Source organism: Pseudomonas sp. YA1, assembly GCF_058680555.1.
This window is the reverse complement of the sequence record NZ_JBZWBG010000045.1, coordinates 1-1,324: the sequence shown is the minus strand read 5'-3', so window position 1 is coordinate 1,324 and position 1,324 is coordinate 1. Positions and strand designations below refer to the sequence as shown.

1 protein-coding gene is annotated in these 1,324 nt (G+C 54.7%); it reads left to right on the top strand.

The features are described 5' to 3' along the window. The first annotated feature begins 54 nt into the window (after positions 1-54). A protein-coding gene (locus AC4OR5_RS30880; RefSeq protein WP_196741074.1) for an IS3 family transposase occupies positions 55-1,274 on the top strand; the annotation gives its coding sequence in 2 pieces (ribosomal slippage) (positions 55-403 and positions 403-1,274; 1,221 coding nt in all). Positions 1,275-1,324: the final 50 nt, after the last annotated feature.

Genomic DNA, 1,324 nt, shown 5'->3' with positions numbered 1-1,324 from the left:
TGTCCCGTCCTGAATAAGGTTTACACCTCCCATGCCGATTTTCCGGAGAGCTAGATGGAGCAAGGTGTAAAGCGCACACAGCGAGATTACTCACTGTCTTTTAAATTGGCCGTCGTTGATCAGATCGAAAAAGGCGAACTGACCTACAAGCAGGCCCAGGTGCGGTATGGCATCCAGGGCCGGTCGACGGTTCTGGTATGGTTGCGCAAGCATGGTCGGCAGGATTGGAGCCAAGGGGCGTCGATTCGGGCCGAGAGGAGTTGCGCGATGTCTGACCCCAAAACGCTCACTCCAGAGCAGCGGATCAAAGAGCTTGAGCAGCAGCTTGAGTTGATGAGCCAGAAGGCTCAGTTCTTCGAGACCGTCGTTGATGTCCTGAAAAATGATTACGGTGTATCGGTCGTAAAAAAGCGATCCGGCAAGTCCTCTCGCAAGGTCAAGTCGCAGGACTGAGCATTGCCAGGGCTTGTCAGTTTCTTGGCATGAGCCGACAGGCTTACTACAAGCGCAATCGAGCTGCTGATAGCAAAGCACGCCAGGCAGATCGGGTTGTCGAATTTGTTCAACAAATCCGGATACGTCAGCCACGACTAGGCGCACGAAAGCTGCACTATCTGCTGCATTGCCAGCCTGATAGGCGGCTCCAAATTGGCCGAGACCGACTATTTCAGGTCCTGGGAGAGCGCCGTTTGCTGGTGTTGCCCAAGCGGGCGTATCACAAGACAACACAAAGCTTTCATCGCTTCTACCGCCATCCGAACCTACTCAAGTCAGGCCCGAACCAGGTTGTCCCGTCAGGACCGGAGCACGTTTGGGTGGCGGACATTACTTACCTGCCAGCCAGTAGCGGCCCGCTGTACCTAAGCCTGGTAACGGATGCGTATTCCAGAAAAATTGTTGGCCACCATGTGCATGAAAGCCTGCATGCCAAGTCAGTTGCACAAGCCTTTAGGCAGGCCCTACGCAAACGGCAGCGTCGCCAGCCACTGGTCCACCACTCGGATCGCGGTATTCAATACTGCTCGGCACTGTATCAGTCACTGCATGCACGGCATGGCGTCCAGTGCTCGATGACTGACGGATATGACTGCTACCAGAACGCGCTAGCTGAGCGCATCAACGGAATCCTCAAAACAGAGCTGCTGCTGAGTAGCCCTGAAAATCTGGATCAGGCAAGGAAGATGGTTGCTGAAGCCGTGCAGATCTACAACACAGAGCGGCCTCACATGGCCCTGAAAAACAAAACGCCCGATGCGGTGCATCGGGCGCTTTGAGACCTATCGGCCTACCTGAGCAGGTGTAAACCTATTTCAGGACTAGACAC